Consider the following 17,619-nt stretch of genomic DNA (forward strand, 5'->3'; position numbering starts at 1 on the left):
AGCCGAATTCGCAGACGTGGTGTGGGCCCCCGCCTTCGCGAGGGCGATGGGCGGCTGTTCAGGGGTAGCGGCGCAGCAGCAGCTCTGCCACGCACACGGGTTTGTCACCGCCTTCGCGCTCGACCAGCACGTGCCATTCCAGCTGGGCGCCCTCGTCCAGATCGTCGATGCGGGCCAGCGTCAGGCGCGCGCGCACGCGGCTGCCAACCGGCACCGGCGCCGGGAAACGCACCTTGTTCAAGCCATAGTTAATGACCATGGTGGCGTCGACCATGCGAATGGTTTTTTCAAACAGTGCCGACAGCAGCGACAAGGTCAGAAAGCCATGCGCAATCGGACCGCCGAAGGGCGACTCGGCCTTGCTGCGGGCCAGATCCACGTGAATCCATTGATGGTCGTCGGTGGCGTCGGCAAACTGGTTGACGCGCTCCTGGACAATCTCGATCCAGTCCGACACTGCCAGTTCCTGGCCCACCAGCGCGCGCATCTGCGCCAGGGTGGCGAATTCACGCATCGGCGCCTCCGCCTGGGCGTCGCCCGAACATGCCCATCCCCTCAATGGTGCACACCAGTTCCCCGCGCTGGTTGTGGGCGCGCCAGGTCGACCAGACCACGCCGCGGTCGGGCTTCGAGCTCGATGCCTTGACGGCCGTGGTCAGGTAGCTGACGGTGAGCGTGTCGCCGGCGCGCACTGGCAGGATCCAGCGCACTTTGTCCAGGCCGGGCGAGCCCATGCTCGAGGCGCTGGCCATCATGCCGTCCACCACCAGCCGCATCATCAGGCTGCAGGTATGCCAGCCGCTGGCAATCACGCCGCCGTAGGGCGACGCGGCAGCGGCTGCATGGTCAATGTGAAAGGGCTGCGGATCGAACTGGGTGGCAAAGGCGATGATCTCGTCTTCGCTGACGGTGCGCGAACCGAGCGCCACTTCCTGCCCTGGAAAAAAGTCCTCGAAATACCAGCTCATTCGAGCACCCCTTCGGCGAAGCCGGGCTGCGCAATGAAGCGCTGCAGGTGGTGGTCGGAGTCGCCCAGCGTCAGTTCGATCATGGTCAGGCGCTTGAAATGGTGGGCGGCCGGCAGCTCGTCCGTCACGCCCATGCCGCCGTGCAGCTGCACCGCCTGCTGGCCGACGAACTTGAGCGCCTGCCCGACCCGGAACTTGGCGGCCGATACGGTGCGGCGCCGCTCCAGCGCATCTTCGGCCGCCATCTTGACCGCTGCCAGCAAGGCCATGGAACGGGCTTGCTCGAGGTGGATGTACATGTCGGCCATGCGGTGCTGCAGCGCCTGGAATTTGCCGATTGGCGCACCAAATTGGGAGCGGGTTTTCAGGTAGTCCAGCGTGGCCGCGAAGATCGCTTCCATTGCGCCCAGCGCTTCGGCGCACAGCAGCGTGGCGCCATAGTCGGCGCAGTGGTCCAGCAAGTCCGCGCCGCCCAGCAATGCCGAGGCAGGCAGCTGCACCTGTGTGAACACGATGCTGGCGGCACGCTGGCCATCCAGCGTGCGGTGATCGGTGATGGCCACGCCAGCTGCATCGGCCGGCACCACGAACAGCGCAATCCCGTCAGCGCTGCGCGCGGACACAATCAGGTAGCCCGCCTGGGCGCCGTGAATGACTGCTGTCTTGGCGCCGTCGAGCACATAGCCGTTGCCATTTGCCGCTGCCTGGGTCGTGATGGCAAACAGGTCGTGGCGGGCCTGCCGTTCGTTCAGCGCGCAGGCGAGCTTGAGTTCACCGGCAGCGACCTGCTCGAGCAAGGCATCGTGCCCACCACCGTGTTTCAGAAAATGCGCACCGAGCACCGTGGCCAGGTACGGTTCCACCACCAGGCCGCGCCCCAGCTCCTGCATCACCACAAACATGTCGACCGCGCTGCCGTTGAAGCCGCCCTGCTCTTCCGGCACCGGCAAGGCCGTCATGCCCAGTTCGGCCAGTGTGCTCCAGGCGGTGGCGGATACGCCGGCCGGGGACGCGATGATCTTTTTACGTTCGTCGAAACTGTAGTCTTTGTTCACCCAGCGCTTGAGGGCATCGGCAAACTGCAGCTGTTCTTCCTTGAAGTTGAAGTCCATGTTCAATCCCTCACAGGCCCAGAATCATCTGGGTGATGATGTTGCGTTGAATCTCGTTGGAGCCACCGTAAATGGAGGTCTTGCGGAAATTGAAGTAGTACCCAGCCAGCGGCGCGCCATCGTCGTCGCCTGCGGCACTGTGTTCGGTGGCCGATTCCAGGTAGGCCGGATCGAACGGCAGCGCCATCGGCCCCGCTGCTTCGACCATCAGTTCGGTCAGCGTCTGCTGGATGTCGGTGCCGCGTACCTTGAGCACGGACGCTTCCGGCCCTGGCGCCTTGTGTTCCTGCGCCAGCACGCGCAAGACCGTCATTTCCAGCGCCATCAGTTCGATTTCCAGCGTGGCCACCTTGGCGGCAAACAGCGGGTCGGCCATCAGGCTCTTGCCATTTTTGGTCTGGGCACCTGCGTAGCGCTTGAGGAAGGCCAGCTCGCGCTTGGATCGGCCCACGGCGGCAATCCCGGTGCGCTCGTGGCCCAGCAGGTATTTGGCATAGGTCCAGCCGCGGTTTTCCTGGCCCACCAGATTGGCGACCGGTACCCGCACATTGTCGAAGAAGACTTCATTTACTTCATGGTCTTCGTCGAGCATGATGATCGGGCGCACGGTGACGCCGGGACTCTTCATGTCGATCAGCAGGAAGGAAATGCCTTCCTGCTTGCGCACCGTGCTGTCGGTGCGCACCAGGCAAAAGATCATGTCGGCATGCTGGGCCAGCGTGGTCCAGGTTTTTTGCCCGTTGACGATGTAGTGATCGCCATCGCGCACGGCGGTGGTCTTGAGCGACGCCAGGTCGGAACCGGAACCGGGCTCCGAATAGCCCTGGCACCACCAGTCCTCACAGGACAGGATGCGTGGCAGGAAATGGGCTTTTTGTTCGGCACTGCCAAACGCCATGATGACCGGCGCCACCATGTTGACCCCGAACGGCAGAATCGGCGGGGTGCCAGCGCGCGCGCACTCTTCATCAAACAAGTGGCGCTGCACCGGGGTCCAGCCGGGGCCGCCGAATTCGGCCGGCCAGCCGGGCGCAACCCAGCCCTGCTCGGCCAGGATCTTGTGCCAGCGCACATAATCCTCGCGCGACAGGCGCAGATGCTTGCGCACCTTGTGCTGCAAGTCGGCCGGCAGCTTGGCATCGAGGAAGGCACGCACGTGATCGCGGAAGGCCAGATCCTCGCTCGAGTAATTCAGGTCCATACAGTCTCCTTGTTATCGCCGCCCAAAAAAGCACGACCGTTCACAAGAATTGTACATGATCTGGATTGCTGCGCCATGCCGCCAAAATGAAAAATGCCGCGCGCTGGAAAGCGGGCGGCACTGGCACGTTTTGGCAGACTTACTTGCGGCGGCGGCCCAGCACCCCGGCGCCGAGCAAGCCAGCCAGCAGCAGCATGGCGCTGGCCGGTTCCGGCACCAGTACGGGTGGGGCCGGCAGAGCTTGCTGCGGTGCCTCTGGTGGCGTGGCCACGATCACGTCGACAATGTCGGTGGCTGGCGGGGTAACCATGCTCGCCTCATCGGCGTGGCCCTTGCCGCCGCCCTGGGCGACGTCGGTAAATGGCGGCGGTGCCGACGGGCCGCCAGTGACGCCACCGTTGCCAAGTTGCGAGGTGTCGGCCGGACCGTTGGTGAACACGCCGCCGGATCCATGCCCGGTCAGGTTGGCCGCACCGGAACCAGACACGTTCGACAAGGTCGTCATTGACGGGCCGCCGCGGTCGCCGTAGCGGGCGTGCGTGGTAAAGGTGCCCGGGCCATTCATGACCAGCGGCTGCACCGGGTCAATGGCGGCCGGCATGCTGACCGAATTGATCGACCAGGCCGGGCGTGGCCCGACCGGGGTGGCAGCGACGTCGACGAGACCGGCCTGGGCCAGCGATGCGGCGCCGCACAGGCCCGCGGCAAACAGGTATTTGACGACCATGGAAACGCTCCTTGATGTTGTTGATGTTAGGTTATTTGCATGGGTAAGCTGATGCTAGCATCAGTAAAAAAAAGACAAGGTCCGATTGGCAGGGGCAAAAAAAAGAGGCTCCCTATGAGGAGCCCCTTCGTTCTTGCCAAACAAACTACATCTGTATCGATTTTGTATGATCGACACAACAACTTTTTTAATCGACTGCCTTGTTTGGCATATACGGCATCAAACGTGAGGCCAGGCGGGTATCGGTCTTGACCATGCCGACCACGTCGCTGAGGATATGCGCCGCTTCGTTGAGCATCACGTCCTTGGCTTCCTTGGCGGCCTTCTCAGCGGCCAGATCGGCCACCAGGGAGCGTTCGTCGCCTTGCAAACCGTCATCCTGGCGTGCGCGCTTCTTCTCGGCCAGCGCCTTGTTGCGCCCCGCGCCGACGACCTGCGATGCCTGGCGCTCTTCGCGCAGCTTGGCACGCGCTTCCTGGGCGTCGCGCTCCTTGCGGCGCACGGCCTCGTTCAGCGAAATCGAGTTTTCCTTGCGCAGCTTTTTCACTTCGGCCAGGTCTTCCACCAGGTACTGGAAGTCCTTGTCCTTGGCAACGCGGGCATCGTGGCGCTTTTGCACCTCGTCGATCACCGACTTCAGATTGCCGGCCGAGACGAAAGGCGCCGGTTTGATGTTGGTCCATGGCAAAGCGTTGTCATACGATGATTCGCCGAAGTTTTCTGCATCCGAGGTAACCGGCAGCTTGATGTCAGGCGTGACGCCGCGCAACTGCGTGGTGCCACCGTTGATGCGGAAGAACTGCGCCACCGTCATCTTGAGTTCGCCATTCGGCACGCGCTGAATGTTTTCCAGCGGCAGCAATTGCTGGACGGTACCTTTGCCAAAGCTCGGTTCGCCAATGATCAGTGCGCGGCCATAGTCTTGCAGGGCGGCGGCAAAAATTTCGGAAGCCGAGGCCGAAGCACGGCTGATCAGCACGCCAACCGGACCATCCCAGGCCAGGCCTGCATTGGTATCGCTTTCAATGCGCACGCGGCCGTCGGCATAGCGCTGCTGCACCACCGGCCCCTTGTCAATGAACAAACCCGTCATTTCAACCGCTTCGGACAGCGAACCGCCGCCGTTTTCGCGCAGGTCGATCAGCACATTGTCCACCTTGGCGCGTTTGAACTCGCCCAGGATGCGCGCCATGTCGCGGGTGGCGCTGCGGTAATCCTTGTCGCCGTTTTTGTGCGCGTCAAAGTCGTGGTAGAACGCTGGCAGCGTGATCACGCCAACCTTGCGTTTCTTGGCACCGTCCTGCACTTCAATGATCGATTTCTTGGCCGCCTGCGCTTCCATGTTGATCTTGTCGCGCACCAGCACCACCGTGCTGTGCTTGGCATCCGGACCGGCATCGGCTGGCAGGATATCCAGGCGCACGGTGGAACCCTTGTCGCCGCGGATCAACTGCACCACTTCATCGATGCGCCAGCCCAGCACGTCGGTAAAGGCTGGATTGTCGCCCTGGCCCACACCCACGATACGGTCGCCCACCTTCAGCTTGCCCGACATCGAGGCCGGGCTGCCGGGCACGATTTCACGAATCACGGTGTAGTCTTCGCGCGATTGCAGCACCGCGCCAATGCCGTGCAGGGACAAGCGCATGGCAATGTCGAAGTTCTCGGCAGCGCGCGGGCCCAGGTAATTGGTATGCGGTTCGATCGCGGTGGCGTAGGCGTTCAGGAAGATCTGGAAGACGTCTTCGCTGTTGACCTTGCCAGTGCGGGTTTCATAATTCTCGTAGCGCTTGTCCAGCGTGTCGCGGATCGATTTATCGTCTTTGCCGGCCAGTTTCAGGCGCAGCCAATCGTTCTTGACGCGCTTGCGCCACAAATCGCGCGATTCTGCCTCGGTTTTGGGCCAGGCCGATTTTTCACGGTCAAGCTCAATACGCTCGTCCACGGTGAAGTCCTGCTTTTGCTTGAGCAAGTCACGGGCATACGCGATACGGTCGGAAAAACGTTTCTGGTAGATGCCATAGATCTGGAATGGCACGGCGAGGTTGCCGGCACGGATCATGTCATCGAATTTGGTGCGGTAAGCGCCAAACTGGTCAATATCGCTTTGCAGGAAACACAACTTGTCGCCGTCGAGGGACTTGAAATAGCGCTCGAAGATTTTCTCGGACATGGCGTCATCCAGCGGCACCGCCTTGTAGTGCTCCCTGGTCAACACTTCGGCGGCAATCATGGCCGCCTGCGCCTGCAGCGCTTCCGGCTTGAGCGGCAGCGCGCTCTTCTCGGGAATGGCTGCCTCGCTTGCAAAGGCAAACGCCACCGCCACCATCAATATTGACTTCTTCATTCGATTTTCTCCGGGCGTAAAACGCATGATATCCACTGCCAACAATTCTAACAGCTTGGGCAGTATCGCAGAGCCAGCTTGCGCCATTTCTCTTAAGCGCAGCTTAGGTGAACAGCCCCTGGTGCCAGGCCAGCCATGCCAAAGCGCCAAGAATGAGCGGCCAGGGCCAGGAGCGCAAGGCGATGCGCCAGTCCACCGCCGATGGCCAGAATGACAGGAACTGGGGCGCCAGGCCAAAGGCGATGGCCAGATCCATGCTCTGGAAATGCCACGGCCCGCGGGTGCGCCACCAGGCCACCGCGAGCGGAATCAGAATGATCAGCAGCGGTGCCAGGGCAGTCGGCGCCGCGTTGTACCAGCGCACCCGGGTCAGGGTGACCGAGCCCAGCTGCCAGTGCGCGCCCTGGCGCCGTGGAATGATGGTCAGCGCGCCAGGCCGCGCGCCTGTAAGCCAGCCCACCAGCCAGTGGGCCAGCTCATGGCACATGGTGCCGGCAGCGATGAAGATGAAAAAGACGGGGTGCTTCGCCGCCAGCAGGCGAATCAACAGCGCCAGCGCCACCGAAGGCGCCAGATACAGCAGCAGGTCGGTATGCTGGCACAGGATGGCCGGCGCGGCGGCGCGGCAGGCGGCGGAAAAAGACATGGCCGCCGTTGCGCTGCTAGCCGGCGTAGAAGCAGCGCCCGCAGGCCTGGCGGTAGGACTCGTTGCCGCCAATGCTGACCTGCTCACCTTCGCGGATACGCCGGCCATGCTGGTCCACGCGCACGTTCATGGTGGCTTTTTTGCCGCAAGTGCAGATGTTCTTGAGCTCTTCGATGTCGTCGGCCAGAGCCAGCAGATAGGCCGAACCGGGGAACGGCTCACCCCGGAAATCGCTGCGCAAGCCGTAGCAGATCACGGGCACGCCGCGCACCTGGGCCAGCTGGTGCAATTGCTGCACCTGGGCGGTGGACAGGAACTGGGCTTCGTCGATCAGCACGCAGGCGACCTTGGGCGCTTCGGCCAGAAAATCCGTGTCCGGACCGAAGGTATCAACCTGGCGCTGCGGCCCCAGGCGCGAGGTCACATTGCCCACACCATAACGGCTGTCGATCACGGCGGTGTACAGCGCCACCTTCTGGCCCTGCTCTTCGTAGTTGTGGGCCACCTGCAGCATGGCCGTGGATTTACCGGCGTTCATCGCCGAATACCTGAAATAAAGTTTTGCCACTGCGTGATCCTGTACCGTAAGTGCGCGAATTATAGCAAGCGCGGCGTCACTGCCCCGGGTGGTATTGGCGCTCCAGGTGCTTCAGGATGTCTTCCTTGTAGAACAGCACCTGCTTGAATTCCCCGCGCGCATACATGGCAGCCTGGTCCTCGAAATGGGGCGAGCCGGGCACGTTGTTGTTGCCGCCGGCGAGAATACTCTTCGCGCGCAGGCGCGGGCCAAATTCAACCACGGCCACAAAGCTGTTGCCGCGGTCACCGTAGATGCGGCGCGTGGTCTGCGGCGCCGACATGCCAAACGCGGCCAGCGAACCCCAGGTGGCCGACGCAAACGGCACCGGCAGACTGGGGCGCGCGTCGTCGTACTGCTGGCGCACATCGCCGCTGGCGCGCTGGAAGCGGTTGATCTCGCCCCAGGGCGTCTGCCAGCTGCCGAAATCGGCCTCCAGGCGGGCCGTGGCGCTGGCCAGTGCCTGCAGGCGCTCGGTGCTGCCGATGCGGGTCTGGATATAGTCGACGACCGGCATCTCGATGGCGCGTGCCGCCTTTGACGACGCGGCCACCATCGCCTGTCCCCAGTAGATCGCCAGCGAGGTCGGCACCGAACTGCTGGCAAAGCGCAAGTCCCAGCCACGCAAGGCCGCCACCTGCGCTGCCAGCGCCGCGCGCTGCGGGTCCTGCTCGGGCAGTGCATCGAAGTCCTTCAGCAGCGCCGGGATCAAGGGTTCAAACGCAGGCAGATAACTGTCGTAGGCGGCAGCGATAAGCGAATCGAGCGTCACGTCGCGCGCGTTTTCCAGCACCCGCAGCGCGTGCAGGCCGCGCGCGTTCTCGGGCAGCGACCACATATACGCCGGATAGTCCTGCTCCCGCGGACTGCTGGCGCCAGCCGCGCGGAACGGCCAGTTGTTGGTATTCTGAATCCAGCCGCTGGCCGGATTGCGCAGGCTGATCAACTCATCGATCGCATGCAAGCCTTGCCATTCGGTGGCTGGATTGCTGCCGTCGACCGGGTGCTTCCAGTCAAAGCGCGGGTCACGCCGCGGCACGAAATTACCGTGAAAATAAGCGATGGTGCCATCGGCATCGGCGTATACCGTGTTGTTCGATGAATTGGTGCGCAAGGCCATGGTCTTGCGGAAGGCCTGGTAATTGCGCGCCTTGGTGCGCGAGAACGATTGCATCAGGGCCTTGAGCGGCTCGTCCATCAGCTTGACGGCCACCCATTTGCCGTCGGCGCTGCGCACCACGGGGCCGTGATGACTGAACCAGGCCGTCACGGTTTTGCTGGCCATGGCGCCACCCGCGTCCTTGTACGGCAACGTGATGGGAACTGCTTTCATTTCGCGCTCGCCGCCGCCATAGCGATAGAACACCTTGCCATCGCGTTCGCTGATGGTTTCGAGGAATTCGTCAATCACGTCGCCACCGCCACTGGTATGCATCCAGCCGGCGCGTTCGTTGAAGCCCTGGTAGACAAAGAACTGGCCCCAGGTCACCGCGCCGTAGGCGTTCAAGCCTTCCGTGCTGGCCACGTGCACTTCAGGGCGGAAGTAGAACGAAGTATGGGGATTGATCAGCAGCAGCGCCCTGCCCGACTTGCTCAGTTTGGGCGCAATGGCAAAACCGTTCGAACCGCGCGGTTCCGGGTCAAACGGCGAGCCTTCGGCAGCGATGACTGGTTTGCCGCCATAGAACGCTTCCAGTTGCTTGAGGTCGATTTCTTCGATATCGCCACCGATGCTGCCTTCACTGAAGGACAGCGCCATCCACGGCTCGAAGCGGGTGATCAGCTTTGGTTTGACCTCGGGGTGGGTCTGCAGATAGAAATTCAAGCCATCGGCAAAACTGTTCATCAGCTTTTTCAGCCAGAGGGGGCTGGCCGTGTATTTGGCTTGCATGGCGGCCGGCGTGATGAACATTTTCATGCGCAGGTCGCGCCAGATGGCTGCCTCGCCTTCCACTTCGGCCAGGCGCCCCATGGCGTTGATGTAATTGAGTTCGATGCGATTGAAATCGTCTTCCGCCTGCGCGTACATCAGGCCAAACACGGCGTCGGCGTCCGACTTGCCAAACACGTGCGGTACGCCCCATTTGTCGCGCAGGATGGTCACGCGTTGTGCGCTGGCCTGCCAGCGCGCCTGCTCGGCCGACAAAGGCGCGTGATGCCCGGGCGCCGCCAGAGCCGGCAAGTACGTCGTGGTCGTGGCGCAGGCGACAAAGGCCAGGGCTAGCAGGCGGGGACGGATCATGGGCAGCGCTTTCGTCAAAGGTGGCAGGTACTAGATGCCAAGCTGCTGGCGCAGCTGATTGTTTTCGGCAGTCAGGGCGTCGACCTTCTCGCGCAGCGCAGCCACCTGGGCGCGCAGCTCGCCTTCGACGTCCGCTTCCGGTTCTTTTTCCTTGGGTGGACGGCTGCCGGCCTTTTGCTCGCGTACCTGGCGCGCCATCTGCTGCAGTTCCTTTTTACCGCCAGCCACGGCGGCCTTCTGTACCGCTTCCGGCAGCGACGCCACATTGGCCGCGGCGTTGATCGAGATCGTCCCGGCGCGCACTGCTTCCACCAGTTCCGGCGTGGCCGCTTTTTGAATGCGCTCGATCTGGCTGATGGTATTGCTCGACACGCGGGCTGCCTTGGCAACGTCTTCGCGCGTGTTCCAGGGCGGCGACTCGGGTACCTTGGCGGCATCCGGCTCGGCCGGCGCATCCGGCTCCGCGGCACGCTGTGCCACGCGCGCGGCGACGATATCCTTCTTGCGCAAGGCCAGCACGCCGCGCTGATAATCGGACACGCTGCGCCGCGCCAGGTGATTGTCAATCACCCACAGCATCACGTCGTCGAGCGACGCGAAATTGGTGTTCTGCACCGTGCGAAATTCGATATTGTGCTTGCTGCAGATGTCGTAGCGGTTATGGCCGTCGATCAGCACCTCGCCCCACAGCACCAGCGCATCGCGGCAGCCTTCGGCCAGCAAGCTGCGCTCCAGGGCGGCATATTCATTGTGGGTAAGCGGATCGATGAAGGAACGCAGTTCCTCGTTGATGGTGATGTTCAATTGCTGTCCTTGTATGTACCGAGCACGCCAGGAACCGGCGCCGCCACGCATGCTACACCAACGGCGCAAGTGGGGAAAGTGGCCGCGATCGCCACGCCTTGTGCTAAAATCCTGCCCGCTGCCCCGATGGTGAAACTGGTAGACACCCGAGACTTAAAATCTCGTGCTCGCAAGGGCGTGCCGGTTCGATTCCGGCTCGGGGCACCAGCAGAAACCCGCCTATCCCTTTGCGAGACGGCGGGTTTTTTGTTGTTGCCGCCAAGCGCTTACTGAACCCGCTCCAGGCGCCCTTCCTTGACCGCCTTGCGCGCGAGTGCAAGCCACGGCGTGGCCGGATTGACCGACTCCACATAGTCGAGCTGTTTGGACGCCTTTTCTTTGTCGCCTGCATACAGATGGGCGAAGAAAATACCCCGTTCAACCTCACTGTTAAAGCGCGGTGCGTGCAGCAGGCGCAGGCGCTCCAGGCTCTTCATTGCCTTGGGCAGGGTCGACGGGTTGAGCGAAATGTACAGATATGCCGCCGAAAAATGACAGCGCACCGAATCCGGGTAGGCCGCAATGCAGCGGTCCACTGTTTCGCCGGCGCGCGCGGCGGTGCCGTCCACATCCAGGTTGTGACCCTGGCGGTACACTTCAGCGAGCAGGAACAGGGTATTTTCGCTGTTGGCATCCTGCTTTTCGATCAGCCAGGCCTGCTGCAAGGCTTGCTCCCACAGCGTGAACGCCTTGGCCCGTTCTTGCGCCGTCGCCAGCTTGGGCGGATACGACCCCAGAATATTGTTCATCCGAAGCACCAAAGGCATCAATTGCTCGTAGGTGCTGAGCTTGACGATGCCTGCCGCTGCCGGCGCGGGCAGGGGCAACTTGGTCGACAAGCCCAATTCCGCACGTGTCTTGAACTGGTTCTGGGGTTGCGGGAGAGTCTGGGCCTGGGCTGCAAGCAGTGTTGTACTGAGCACTGCCAGCAAAAATGGGGAAGAAAAGCGCATGGTATCAATCATGGTGGGTGATGCAGGCGAGTGTACCGAGGCACCCGCCCCTTGTCCATGGCGGCGTTCAGCGCGCCTTTCTGCGGCGCTGCCAGCGGATCAGGCGCCACAGCGCCACAATGAAGGCCAGCGGAATCACCACAACCGCGAGCATCGACCAGCCGAACAGCAGCTCGCTGATCGATCCCACCCAGCCATTGCACTGAAAACCACCGAACCCGAAGGCGCACGATGTGCTGGACAACCAGGCGCTAAACACGGTGGCGGCCAAGGTGAGAAGAAAGAAGCCGACGGACAGATAGGGGAAACGCATAGGCCCTCAAGTTCAGGTAGGTAAAACAAGCTGCATCCGAGCGGCACATGGCGTGCCCCGGGGTTGTAAGTCACCTTAACAGATTATGCAAGCTGGACTTCGTCGCCCTGCGCCATACCGGGCTGCCAAATTCGGTCAGGATTACAACGCTGGTCCGAGGCTACAGTTGAACCTGATTTAGCGCAAACAATCCCGGGCATCGGGGTCGTAGAGTCATCCCAGGAGGATTCAACCATGGACGAGATCGACGATGTGATCGATGAGCGCGCGGTCGCCGCGCGCACGGCATTTGACAAAGCACGCCTGCAGCGCGCGTTCGGCGACAATGTGGCGCAGCGTTTTCTGCTCTCACGCGGGATCGTCGGCGACGCCATGCAGGAGCAGGTGCTGGAGCGGTACGCTGCCAAACAGGCGCTGCGCATCGCGCGCGATGCACTGGCGCTGGCAGCAGCGCAGGCCGCGCCGCCGCGTTTTCAGCGCGCGCCGGCAGCGCCCATTTATGACGCGGGTATGGCACCAGACGGCACACTGCCCCGCTAAGCCAGCGGCGTCAAGCCTGTTGCCGGCGTCCGCTCTGGTCTGGGCAAATCCCAGCCAGTACGGTCATCAGTTCGCAGGTTTTGGCGGGCTTGACGAAGTAGTGATCGAAGCCTGCCGAGACCGACGTCTCGCGCCCGTATTTGTTACCGTAGCCAGTCAGCGCGATCAGGGTTGCGCCGGCGGTCGTGGCGCTGCTACGCAGGCGGCGCGCCAGTTCATAGCCATCCATGCCCGGCAGGCCGATATCGAGCAGGCAGGCATGCGGACTGAACTCGGCGGCGCGCGCCAGTGCGCGCTGCGGTTCGTGTTCGACGGCCACGCTGTGCCCTTCCATTTCCAGCAGCATGGCCAGGGCGTTGGCAGCATCCTGATTATCATCCACCACCATCAGGCGCAGCGTGGCAGCGGGTACCTGCTGGGTGCTGACCGCGCTGACGGGACGCGCACGCTGCCCGTGCCGGGGCAGATAGACCGAAAAGGTGGCGCCCTCGCCCGTTCCGCCACTGGCTGCCGTCACGTGCCCGCCATGCAGCGACACCAGGCTGCGCACCAGGGCCAGACCCAGTCCAAGGCCACCCTGGGCGCGGTCGGACGAGCGCTTTTCCTGTGTGAACAGTTCGAAAATATGGGGCATCAGCTCGGCATCGACACCAATCCCGTTATCGCGCACGTGCAGCTCCACCATGCCGGCGTGCTGGCTCACGGTCAGCGCAATGGCGCCGCCAGGCGGGGTGTACTTGGCGGAATTGTGCAGCAGGTTGGTCAGGACCTGGACCAGCCGTTTGCGGTCGCCCAGCACGGTGACCTCGCCTTCAATCGGCAGGTCGACGGTGAGCTGGTGGCCTCGTTCGGCAATCAGGGGCTGGGTTTGTTCGAGCGACTCGACTGCCACCTGGTGCAGATCGATGGGATGCATGTCCAGCGTAACCAGCCCCGTGTTCACGCGCGAGACGTCCAGCAGATCGTTGATCAGGCTGGTCATATGGTTGACCTGGCGCTCAATAATGACGCTGGACTGGCGCACCCTTGCCACGTTGTCGGGCGCCATGCCAAGCAGGTGGGCAGCCGAGCGGATGGGCGCAAGCGGATTGCGCAATTCGTGCGACAGCATGGCCAGAAATTCGTCTTTGTGGCGGCTGGCCTCGCGCAGCGATTCCTCGGCCCGCTTGCGGGCGCTGACGTCGACCGAGACGCCGCGCACGTGGCGCGCCACGCCATCGGCATCGCTCACCAGGGTGCCGCGGATGTGCAGCCAAACCAGCTGGCCGTTGTCGGGCCGGTGCAGTCGCACAATCTCGCTGTAGCTGCCCTTGCCGGCAAAGGCGGCGCTGCGCTCGGCTTCGAGCCGGCGCAAGTCGTCCGGCTCGATCGCGCTCCACACCTGGGGCATGCTGTCCCAGCTGGCGCCAAACAGCTCGGGCGCGTTCTCGGAAAATTGCACCTGGTTGCTGGCCAGGTCCCAGTCCCACACCACCATGCCGGCGACCTTCATGCCTTCTTTCAGGCGCAGTTCGCTGCGCTGCAAGGCCTGGCGCGCCATGGTGCGCTCGGTGGCGTCGTAGCCTTGCACAAAGATGCCAGTGACCTGCCCTTGCATGACGATCGGCTGGTAGACAAAATCGAGGTAGGCGTCGCTTGGCTCGCTGCCCGCGCTGCGGCACAGGCGCACATGCTGGTCGACCGCCTTGAACGGCTCGCCATTGAGGTAGACCTGGTCGAGCAGCTCGTACAGGCCCTGGCCTGCAATGTCGGGCAAGGCCTCCCGAATGGGCTTGCCAATCAGGGCGCGCTCGCCCACCAGGCGCAGATAGGCGGCGTTGGCAAACTCGAAGATATGCCGGGGGCCGCGCAGGATGCACATGAAGCCGTGGGCCTGTTCGAACAGCGCGCGCAGGCGCTCGGCCTCGGCTTCGCGCTGGGCGTGCAGGTCCTCTTCGGCACGCTGGCGCTGCGAGGTCTGCAGCGCTTCGTGCTGCTGGGCCAGTTGACGCTGGCGGATCTGCTCGGTCAGAGCCAGGTTCATCTGCTCGAGCTCGGCGCGTGCACGGTGCTGCTGGGTGACATCGTTGCAGACCACCAGCACGCCCTGCACGCCGTCGCTATCCTCGATTGGACTGTAGCCGTAAGTCCACCAGACGTCCTCACGTGTGCCATTGCGCGTGACCGGCACCAGCTGGTCTTCGTTCCAGGTTGAACCCTGGCCAGCCATGACGAGCTCGATTTGCGGGCCGATGATGGGCCAGATTTCTTCCCAACACGCGCGTCCCGGCTGGCCCAGCGCATGCGGATGGCGCTCCGGGCCCATGGTGCGGCTGTAGGCATCGTTGTAGAACTGGATCAGGTCGGGGCCCCACCACAGGAACATGGGGTGGCGCGAGGTCAGCATCAGGCGAATCGTGCTTTGCAGTAGAGCGGGCCAGCGTTCCGTCGGGCCGAGCGGCGTTGCGCTCCAGTCCTTGCTGCGCATCAGGCGGCCCATGTCGCCGCCATGCGACAGGAAATTAAAATTGGCAAGCATCAAAGCCCAGAAATCTCGTTACGATTGTTAAATGATCGGTCCGGACGATGCGTCAGGATGAAATGTGAATTTCATCTTAACATTGCTTAATTTATAGGGAAAGCGGCGTTTGTCCAGGGTGTGGCAAATGTGTCCTGGACTTAACGCTGCAGTTCGCTGCCAGCAGCGCGGGATTGACCCGCCATGTGCGGCAAATACGGCAAGCCAGAGGCCGGCACGCCGGACTGGGCCAGGTAACTGGCAATGCAGTACCCGGACCAGCCACGCCCGGCAGGCCGCGCCACCCGCCCGCGCAAGGCGGGCACGTGCGGCCGCTTGCTGAAGGCCGGCAGCGGTGGCTCTGGCGCCAGCGCCGGCGCCTCTGCGGGCAGGCCGGTGGCGGCCGGAATGAAGCCCAGCACATTGTTGTGAATGTCGAAGAAGACGCCGTCTTCGAACCAGCCGATGTGTTCGCCCTTGAGCGAAAAGACCGACAAGCCAAACACCCAGCCCACCGTGTGGCCGGCCAGGTCGCGGATGCAGAAATCGTCAAGGATGGCGCCCGCACAGCCTATTTCGTCATATACCCAAGTAACCAAATTACCCCCAAGGCTTGCGCTCACTAGATGGGACCATTTTAACTTGTAACATTTGTAACCCGCGCACGCTTGGCGCAGCTGTTGTTTCGCTGCCAAGCTAAGGTTTTGACCGTTGATACCGGCAAAAGTGCGGCCTGTCGCAAAACGGGTTCGCCCGTGCCCGACCGGCCCTAGAATGACCCTACTCCAACACAAACAGGACCATTCCCATGCGCGCTCCTCTGATGTTTGCCTTGCTGCTTGGCTGCAGCGCCGCCGGCGCCGCCGAACAAACCCGTACTCTGCCCGCCTTCAACGGCGTGAGCGTGCAGGGGCCCATCAATATGGTGGTCCAGGCCGGCAAGACGCAGTCGGTCCTGTTCCAGGGCGACCAGAAATTCCTGAATAGCGTGGAAAGCAAGGTCGTCAACGGCACGCTGGTCATCACCTTTCCCAAGAACTACAAGGGCGAGAACGTGGACGACGCCAGGATCGTGATCGCGGTGCCGGCACTGCGCAATTTCCAGGTTGAAGGGGCTGGCTATGCCGAGCTCAACAATATCAGCGGGGACGTGCTCGATATTGGTTTCCAGGGCGCCGGCAAACTGGTGGCGCGCGGCAGCGTCAAACTGCTCAAGCTGCAGGCACAAGGGGTGGGCGACGTCGATACCAAGGACTTGCTGGCAGCGCATGCCAATGTCAGCTTCGAGGGAATTGGCACGGTCCGGGTGCACGCGAGCGAGCGCCTGGACGCAACCGTCCAGGGCATGGGCTCGCTCAGTTACTACGGCAATCCCAAGACGGTCAACAAATCGGTCGAAGGGATCGGTTCGGTCAGGGCCGCGGCGCGCTGAGGCTTATTTTTCGGGCAGCAGCATCAAGAGCTTGCCCTTGTCCTCGTCAGTAATCAGGTACAAGCGCCCATCCGGTCCCTGTTTGACATCGCGCACGCGCTGGCCAATGGCCAGCCGTTCCTGGCCGGTGACGTTACCGTCCTTGTCGAGCGCAATCCGGCGCACATCCATGCTGGCCAGACCACCACTGAACAGGCTGCCCTGCCACTGCGGGAAGTCCTTGCCCGTGTAATAGGCCAGGCCGGACGGGCCAGGTGACGGCACCCAGGCCACTTTCGGCCCGGTCATGCCAGGCACCACATTCTGCCCAACCGGTTCGGAGGTGCGGTAATCGCGCCCGTAGCTTTGCAGCGGCCAGCCATAGTTCTGGCCACCTTCGATCAGATTGAGTTCGTCGCCCCCCTTGGGTCCGTGTTCGGTGGCCCAGATGCGGCCAGCGGCATCGCGCGTGATGCCCTGAATATTGCGGTGACCATAGCTCCAGATTTCCGGCAGCGCGCCGCCCTTGGCCACCAGCGGGTTGCCCGGCGCGGGCTTGCCGCCATCGGTCAGGTGCAGAATCGAGCCCTGGTGCGTGGCCAGGTTCTGGGCCTGGTCGCGCGCCAGCATGTCGCCCACCTTTTGCGGCGGGTTGCCGCCATCGCCAATGCTCATCAACAGCGTGCCGTCCTGCATCCACACCAGGCGCGAGCCGAAATGCTGGCCGCCACTTTTATCTTGCTGCACGCGGAACAAGGTTTTGATGCTGTGCAGGCGCTTGCCATCGAACACACCCTGGACCAGGGTGCTGCGGTTGGCCTCGGCCGTGCCGGTGGCCATGGTCATGTAGACCCGCACGTCCTTCTTTTTGTCACCCGGGTGGACGCTGATGTCGAGCAAGCCGCCCTGCCCGCCGGTAAAGACGGCTGGCAAGCCTTCCATCGGGACCGGATCGAATTTCTTACCGTTGAGTATGTACAGACCGCCCGCCTTGGTGGTGACCAGCAGGCGGCCGTCGGGCAGCCAGGCCATGCCCCAGGGATGGGACAAGCCTTCGGCCACGGTGACACTGCGCCAGCCTGTGGCAGGCGGCGGCGCGTCGGAAGGTTGCAGTTGGCTGAAAGCGGGCGCCATGCACATGGCGCCCAGGCACAGGGCCAGGGTGGTTCGCATCATACGGGTCATACCAGTCTCCGGGAGCGCATCAAGAACCCCGATGCTACCCGAAACTGTACCTGTATG

Annotated in this window: 17 protein-coding genes and 1 tRNA gene; 3 read left to right on the plus strand and 15 right to left on the minus strand. The window is 62.9% G+C overall.

Going from position 1 to position 17,619, the window contains the following annotated elements:
* Nucleotides 1–58: 58 nt before the first annotated feature.
* The 10 genes from BUC24_RS10885 to BUC24_RS10930 all read right to left on the minus strand — a co-directional run bounded on the left by BUC24_RS10885 (nt 59) and on the right by BUC24_RS10930 (nt 10,624).
* Complete coding sequence (locus BUC24_RS10885) at nt 59–514, minus strand: MaoC family dehydratase (protein ID WP_073215540.1); 456 nt, start codon at nt 512–514, stop codon at nt 59–61.
* Nucleotides 507–968, minus strand: a complete 462-nt coding sequence (locus tag BUC24_RS10890; RefSeq protein WP_073215543.1) for a MaoC family dehydratase — start codon at nt 966–968, stop codon at nt 507–509. Before BUC24_RS10890 ends, BUC24_RS10885 begins: the two co-directional genes overlap by 8 nt.
* Nucleotides 965–2,080 carry an acyl-CoA dehydrogenase family protein gene (locus BUC24_RS10895; protein ID WP_073215546.1) on the minus strand — a complete coding sequence of 372 codons (1,116 nt, stop codon included), beginning with the start codon at nt 2,078–2,080 and terminating at the stop codon, nt 965–967. The genes BUC24_RS10890 and BUC24_RS10895 overlap by 4 nt, the downstream gene beginning before the upstream one ends.
* Nucleotides 2,081–2,090: 10 nt before the next feature.
* Nucleotides 2,091–3,281: an acyl-CoA dehydrogenase family protein gene (locus BUC24_RS10900; RefSeq protein ID WP_073215549.1), complete on the minus strand. Its 1,191-nt coding sequence runs from the start codon at nt 3,279–3,281 to the stop codon at nt 2,091–2,093.
* A 139-nt stretch (nt 3,282–3,420) separates the two neighbouring features.
* A complete protein-coding gene (locus tag BUC24_RS10905; protein ID WP_073215552.1) occupies nt 3,421–4,008 on the minus strand; it encodes a VPLPA-CTERM sorting domain-containing protein in 588 nt (195 codons plus the stop codon).
* Nucleotides 4,009–4,195: 187 nt separating this feature from the next.
* A complete protein-coding gene (locus BUC24_RS10910; protein WP_073215555.1) occupies nt 4,196–6,355 on the minus strand; it encodes a carboxy terminal-processing peptidase in 2,160 nt (719 codons plus the stop codon).
* Between the two features lie 103 nt (nt 6,356–6,458).
* Nucleotides 6,459–7,001: a hypothetical protein gene (locus tag BUC24_RS10915; protein WP_073215558.1), complete on the minus strand. Its 543-nt coding sequence runs from the start codon at nt 6,999–7,001 to the stop codon at nt 6,459–6,461.
* A 16-nt stretch (nt 7,002–7,017) separates the two neighbouring features.
* Complete coding sequence (locus tag BUC24_RS10920) at nt 7,018–7,569, minus strand: thymidine kinase (protein ID WP_073215561.1); 552 nt, start codon at nt 7,567–7,569, stop codon at nt 7,018–7,020.
* 46 nt (nt 7,570–7,615) lie between these two features.
* Nucleotides 7,616–9,820 (minus strand): penicillin acylase family protein, encoded by a 2,205-nt coding sequence (locus tag BUC24_RS10925; protein WP_073215563.1) that lies wholly within the window; start codon nt 9,818–9,820, stop codon nt 7,616–7,618.
* A 30-nt stretch (nt 9,821–9,850) separates the two neighbouring features.
* A complete protein-coding gene (locus tag BUC24_RS10930; protein ID WP_073215567.1) occupies nt 9,851–10,624 on the minus strand; it encodes a hypothetical protein in 774 nt (257 codons plus the stop codon).
* 120 nt (nt 10,625–10,744) lie between these two features.
* Here BUC24_RS10930 and BUC24_RS10935 point away from each other — a divergent pair.
* Nucleotides 10,745–10,831: transfer RNA gene (locus BUC24_RS10935), tRNA-Leu, on the plus strand.
* Between the two features lie 59 nt (nt 10,832–10,890).
* On the opposite strand, the gene BUC24_RS10940 is transcribed toward BUC24_RS10935, so the two are convergent.
* A complete protein-coding gene (locus tag BUC24_RS10940) occupies nt 10,891–11,616 on the minus strand; it encodes a tetratricopeptide repeat protein (protein WP_143167488.1) in 726 nt (241 codons plus the stop codon).
* A 67-nt stretch (nt 11,617–11,683) separates the two neighbouring features.
* Entirely contained in the window at nt 11,684–11,929 is a 246-nt protein-coding gene (locus tag BUC24_RS10945; RefSeq protein WP_073215573.1) for a hypothetical protein, read from the minus strand.
* A 234-nt stretch (nt 11,930–12,163) separates the two neighbouring features.
* Between BUC24_RS10945 and BUC24_RS10950 the strand changes: the two genes are divergently transcribed.
* Nucleotides 12,164–12,469 carry a hypothetical protein gene (locus tag BUC24_RS10950; protein WP_073215575.1) on the plus strand — a complete coding sequence of 102 codons (306 nt, stop codon included), beginning with the start codon at nt 12,164–12,166 and terminating at the stop codon, nt 12,467–12,469.
* A 10-nt stretch (nt 12,470–12,479) separates the two neighbouring features.
* Here the strand turns inward: BUC24_RS10950 and BUC24_RS10955 are convergent, their stop codons facing one another.
* Both BUC24_RS10955 and BUC24_RS10960 read right to left on the minus strand, forming a co-directional pair.
* Nucleotides 12,480–14,987, minus strand: coding sequence for a hybrid sensor histidine kinase/response regulator (locus tag BUC24_RS10955; protein ID WP_073215578.1), 2,508 nt, complete (start codon nt 14,985–14,987; stop codon nt 12,480–12,482).
* A gap of 140 nt (nt 14,988–15,127) precedes the next feature.
* On the minus strand, nt 15,128–15,565 hold the full coding sequence (locus tag BUC24_RS10960) for a 4-fold beta flower protein (protein ID WP_073215581.1): 438 nt from the start codon (nt 15,563–15,565) through the stop codon (nt 15,128–15,130).
* Nucleotides 15,566–15,774: 209 nt separating this feature from the next.
* Here BUC24_RS10960 and BUC24_RS10965 point away from each other — a divergent pair, with 209 nt between their 5' ends.
* Nucleotides 15,775–16,398, plus strand: a complete 624-nt coding sequence (locus BUC24_RS10965) for a head GIN domain-containing protein (RefSeq protein ID WP_073215584.1) — start codon at nt 15,775–15,777, stop codon at nt 16,396–16,398.
* Nucleotides 16,399–16,401: 3 nt separating this feature from the next.
* Here BUC24_RS10965 and BUC24_RS10970 read toward each other — a convergent pair whose 3' ends face one another.
* The gene (locus BUC24_RS10970) at nt 16,402–17,562 is read right to left on the minus strand and encodes a PQQ-dependent sugar dehydrogenase (RefSeq protein ID WP_143167489.1); all 1,161 of its coding nucleotides are present in this window, start codon (nt 17,560–17,562) and stop codon (nt 16,402–16,404) included.
* Nucleotides 17,563–17,619 lie beyond the last annotated feature (57 nt).

It is taken from the genome of Massilia sp. CF038 (assembly GCF_900129765.1).
In the GTDB taxonomy this organism is placed as follows: Bacteria; Pseudomonadota; Gammaproteobacteria; order Burkholderiales; family Burkholderiaceae_D; genus Telluria_A.

Coding starts and splice junctions, on each gene's coding strand:
- BUC24_RS10890 (WP_073215543.1), bottom strand. CDS start 968: ATGAGCTGGTATTTCGAGGACTTTTTTCCAGGGCAGGAAGTGGCGCTC.
- BUC24_RS10900 (WP_073215549.1), bottom strand. CDS start 3,281: ATGGACCTGAATTACTCGAGCGAGGATCTGGCCTTCCGCGATCACGTG.
- BUC24_RS10910 (WP_073215555.1), bottom strand. CDS start 6,355: ATGAAGAAGTCAATATTGATGGTGGCGGTGGCGTTTGCCTTTGCAAGC.
- BUC24_RS10950 (WP_073215575.1), top strand. CDS start 12,164: ATGGACGAGATCGACGATGTGATCGATGAGCGCGCGGTCGCCGCGCGC.
- BUC24_RS10915 (WP_073215558.1), bottom strand. CDS start 7,001: ATGTCTTTTTCCGCCGCCTGCCGCGCCGCCGCGCCGGCCATCCTGTGC.
- BUC24_RS10940 (WP_143167488.1), bottom strand. CDS start 11,616: ATGCGCTTTTCTTCCCCATTTTTGCTGGCAGTGCTCAGTACAACACTG.
- BUC24_RS10925 (WP_073215563.1), bottom strand. CDS start 9,820: ATGATCCGTCCCCGCCTGCTAGCCCTGGCCTTTGTCGCCTGCGCCACG.
- BUC24_RS10905 (WP_073215552.1), bottom strand. CDS start 4,008: ATGGTCGTCAAATACCTGTTTGCCGCGGGCCTGTGCGGCGCCGCATCG.
- BUC24_RS10895 (WP_073215546.1), bottom strand. CDS start 2,080: ATGGACTTCAACTTCAAGGAAGAACAGCTGCAGTTTGCCGATGCCCTC.
- BUC24_RS10965 (WP_073215584.1), top strand. CDS start 15,775: ATGCGCGCTCCTCTGATGTTTGCCTTGCTGCTTGGCTGCAGCGCCGCC.
- BUC24_RS10955 (WP_073215578.1), bottom strand. CDS start 14,987: ATGCTTGCCAATTTTAATTTCCTGTCGCATGGCGGCGACATGGGCCGC.
- BUC24_RS10885 (WP_073215540.1), bottom strand. CDS start 514: ATGCGTGAATTCGCCACCCTGGCGCAGATGCGCGCGCTGGTGGGCCAG.
- BUC24_RS10945 (WP_073215573.1), bottom strand. CDS start 11,929: ATGCGTTTCCCCTATCTGTCCGTCGGCTTCTTTCTTCTCACCTTGGCC.
- BUC24_RS10970 (WP_143167489.1), bottom strand. CDS start 17,562: ATGACCCGTATGATGCGAACCACCCTGGCCCTGTGCCTGGGCGCCATG.